Genomic DNA, 4,624 nt, shown 5'->3' with positions numbered 1-4,624 from the left:
CTCCAGGGGCCCCCGTGCTGGCAGTCACCTGAACGCCGGCAACTTGGCCTTGCAAAGCCTGTGTGACATTAACTACCCGGGTTCTTTCAAGATCCCCCATATCCACAACCGAAACTGCTCCTGTCAAGGTTGATTTCTTTCTTGAAGAATAGCCCACGAGCACAACCTCGTCCAAAGCCTCTAAGTCCTCCAATAAGGAAACGTTGATTTGGGTCTGCCCATTTACGGCAATCTCCTTGGTCTTATAGCCTAACTGGCTAAACACTAAAATTGCTTGAGGACTTAGAAGAGTAATTCTATAATTTCCGTCAAAATCTGTAGCAGCCCCATTGGTAGTGCCTTTCTCAATAACATTGACTCCGGCCAATGGACCGTCAACTCCTGTAACAACTCCTGTAACAGTTTGTGCATATAATGCACTTCCAAAAAACAACACCACTAATATTTGTAGGCAATACTTAATTTGCGTTTTCATAATAAAAGTGAATTAAACCAGTTAATAATTTGAGTATTTTTTCCATGATAATAGAGATTTTAATGATTTCAATTAACCACTATTTTTCTTGATAAAGTGATCGAACAATTCATTTCATAAAGATATAGGGGAGTCCTAAAAATAGTGTACACTATATAATCAAAAGTGTACACCACACCAATAATAATCACTCAATCAGCAAGATAGATGTCAAACGTTTATGTGTTTATTGTGCAATTGATAATCTTTGGGGGTACTATTGTAAGTTTTTTTGAATTCCCTATAGAAGTAAGACCGGTTATTAAATCCAGATTGATAACATACTTCAGATACTGTAAGATTGCTTTTTATTAGGAGTTCTGCAGCATGTTTTAAACGAATCGTCCTGATAAGATCGCCAGGTGAAAAACCAAATATTTGCTTGATCTTTCTGTATAATTGTGAACTACTCATGGCCAATTCCTGTTCAATATAGGAGGCATTCATATGTTCGTTCTCAATATTATCACGAATAATTTCAATGACTTGCACTATAAACTCCCTATCATCATTATCTATAGGAAGTTTTATAAGGTTTTCAACGATTGTATCCCGAGTAAAATGTTTCAAAATCAATTCTTTTTCCTCAAGTAGTTTTTCAATTCTGACCAATAAGTGATCCGGATGGAACGGTTTAGGGATATAGGCATTTGCTCCACTTTCCAAGCCTTGAATTCGATGTATCACGTCGGCTTTTGCCGTAAGCATAATAAACGGAATATGACAGGTCTTGATATCTCTTTTGATTTTACTGCAAAGTTCTATCCCATCCATTTCGGGCATCATGACATCACTAATGATAAGATCAGGTTCATTGTTTTGTAGAACATTCATAGCCTCCACTCCATTAAACGCTGTAAATATGCTATATTTCTCCTTTAGCAATTCATTTAAAAAAGTGTGGATTTCCTTCTCGTCTTCTACAATCAGAATCGATTTTCTTCTATTTAATAGATTTTCAAGAGCAGAGATTTTATTTGGGGTTCTATAGGACAGTCCCGATTCTTCTCGTATAATATTTTGTAAATGACCTGAAATTAAAACTTGGCCCTCCTCATAATCTATTTCTTGATCCTTAAACGCGATTTTACTGCAAGGAAGCACAACCTTAAATGTGGTCGCCTTATTTTCTTCGCTTAAAACAAACACATCACCTCCAAGTAAGTTCACCATTTTTTTAATGTATGCCAACCCAATTCCAGTTCGGAACTTTTCGTTGGACACCTCATTATCTGCTAAGAAAAAACGGTCAAATATGGAGTCTAACTTATCTTTCGGAATACCTTTTCCTGAATTCACCACTTCAATCTCCAGAGTATCTATATTATTTTCCTCTATACTTAAAGACAAGGTTATTTTTCCGTTTTCAGGCGTATACTTAAAGGCGTTTGACAATAGATTGAATAATATGATTTCAATTTTATCCTTATCAAACCACCCAGATAGTTCTGAAGAAATCTCCAATTTGTAGTCGATATTCTTTTGTAATGCCCATTCATCAAACAATTCAGCGATCTGTTCCACTAAATTGACCAGGTCAAAATGCCTTATGGAAATTCCCAAATGTCCATATTCCGCCTTTCTAAATTCGAGCAACTGTTGTGTCAAAAAAAGTAATCTTGAAGAATTCCTTTCAATCATCCGGACGTACTTTTGATCCGTATTCACAATATCCGTGGACTTTGAAAGTTTTTGGATAGGTCCTAAAATCAAAGTTAATGGTGTTTGGAATTCGTGGGCAACATTGGTGAAAAAATTAAGTCTATTTTGATGAATTTCTTCCTCTCTTTGTTGAGAAAGAATGTTTTGCCTTAATGTATACTGCTTACTGAAATAACTCCACACAAATAAAAGAAAAAGGATGAGCAAAATCCCATACACGACTATGGCTACATTGGATTGCCAAAAAACAGGTTTGATTTGAATATTTATAGCACGAACCGGTTCTCCCCATACCCCATCGCTATTGGACCACCTGAGCCATAATGAATACCTGCCTTTTGGCACATTCGTAAAAGAAAATGTTCGTCTATTATTGATGATATTCCAGTCCTGGTCAAAACCATCTAGCTTATAAGCATATTGGCTCTTCTCATTATTTATGAAGGTTAAAGCCGATAATTCGATGTCAAAGAAGTTTTGATCATGGTTTAGAACAATGGAAGGATGTGCGGTGGAGTATGGGGAAATTACCAACCCTTGAAAATAAGGCACTTCCTCATTCTGGCCACTAATTTTATCCACAAGAATGTTTGGAATAACCTCTGATTCTTTAATTCGTGAGGACATGAAATAATTAAACCCTTTAACACCCCCGGCAAAAACATAGTCGGAACCTGTAGGTTGATAAATGGCTCCATCCGAAAATTCATTGTCCTGTAAGCCTTCATTTTTAGTATAATTAATAAATTTAGACTCCTCAACAATGTAATTGGATAAACCAAAATTTGTACTTAACCAAAGATTGGAACTATCATCCGAAACAATCCCGTGAATCGTATTATTTCTAAGACCGTCCTTAGTAGTGAAATTTTGAAATACAGGAATAGTATCACTTTTAAATTCCCTTAACAAGTTCAATCCTAAACTTGTCCCTACCCATAGTTTTTTTTCCGAATCCGTATGAAGGTATAAAATATCATTATTGGACAGACTCTGCGAATCATATTTGATATGTTCGAATGTCCTAAACACCTGGGTCTTTTTATTAAAAAGGTCCAATCCTCCCAGTCTTGTTCCAATCCAAAGTTCACGATCGTTTTTGGGTATAATTGAAAAAACGATATTGCTGCTTAAAGCTCCTTCCTTGCCGCCCTCTGCCAAATAGTGTTTAAAGTCACTGACTTTTAAATGGTCGCCATAACGAACCAACTTAAAACGAACCATCCCATAGCCATTGGTTCCAAGCCAAATAAATCCATCCTGATCTTGATAAATGGCATAAGTAGACTTAAAAAATGAACAATTTTCACTATTTAAAATTTCTCTCCAGTTAATGAGCTTATCATTCTTGATGTCAAATACGCTCAGCCCATTTCCATCAGTTCCAATTAAAACAAGATCGTCCTGGCCCTTATATAACGAAAATATGGCGTTATTTAAGCCACTGTTGCTTTCATTGTAACTTTGGTATTTTAATTTTTCCTTGGGATTTAAATAAAATCGACTTTGCAAACGGATCAAACCATTCCCTTTAGTCCCAACCCAAAATGAATGGTTTTCGACTTCCAGAAATGCCCGGACTATACCGCCTTCCAATTCAGGGATCTGGGCCCTTGAAACCAAATTGAACACTTTTTTTTGTGGGTATAGTTTAAAAAGCCCATCCCCATCGGTCCCCGTCCAAATGATGTTTTCCGTGCCCTGCAGAACAGCAGTTAGTTTTTGCTTCTGTAACTTCTCTACCCATGGTATAGTGACTAGTTCACCCTTATTATTGAGTACAGAATACCCTGATGTACGGTGCAACAACACCCCTTCTTTTACTTTGGATATAACTCTTCCTGGATCGGAGTCATCCAATAGTTGATGCGTATCATTCTGGACAGAGTACAAAAACGCAGTTTTTGAATCCGTAATATAGTAGATTCCATTTTTGGAAAGCGGCTCAAAGTCAACGACACGATTTGAAATTTCCTTAATTTGGGTCGCTTTTTTAATTCCATTGGCGGAAGTAACAATTTGTATGGAATAAAATTGATGATTATTAAGGAGTAAAAGCAATTTTCCCGTGGGGGTGAAGGTCATTTTCTTAACAGGATTCCTCGGGAGGCCTTCGATCTCTATCAATTGGAATTTCTCACCATCATAGTATCCAATACCCCAATCTTTAACAGCACAATAAACATTTTTGGACACATCAAGTGCCATGTTGAATTCTGACTCCGTCAATGGCGGTTTGTCGTCTCTCGAGAAGAAGTATCTTGTGAATCTATTAGTTCTTTTATCGTATTTATTCAACCCATGAAGTGTCAATACCCAGATAAATCCCGATTTATCTTCGTTAATTTTAAGAACGACTTGGTTGGTAAGACTAGTCTCATTGTCCAATTCGGGCCTAAAAATTTTAAAATTATTTCCATCGTACCTGTTTAGACCATCCCATGTACC

Annotated in this window: 2 protein-coding genes; both read right to left on the bottom strand. The window is 36.7% G+C overall.

The window, feature by feature from the left end; genetic code table 11:
* Positions 1 to 475: carboxypeptidase-like regulatory domain-containing protein (locus VLZ86_RS11255; protein WP_325451355.1), on the bottom strand; the 475-nt coding region annotated here is incomplete at its 3' end.
* A gap of 210 nt (positions 476 to 685) precedes the next feature.
* On the bottom strand, positions 686 to 4,564 hold the full coding sequence (locus VLZ86_RS11250; RefSeq protein ID WP_325451353.1) for a response regulator: 3,879 nt from the start codon (positions 4,562 to 4,564) through the stop codon (positions 686 to 688).
* Positions 4,565 to 4,624 lie beyond the last annotated feature (60 nt).

This window comes from Gelidibacter sp., from assembly GCF_035515035.1.
GTDB lineage: Bacteria > Bacteroidota > Bacteroidia > Flavobacteriales > Flavobacteriaceae > Gelidibacter.
This window is presented reverse-complemented; position numbering and strand designations above follow the sequence as displayed.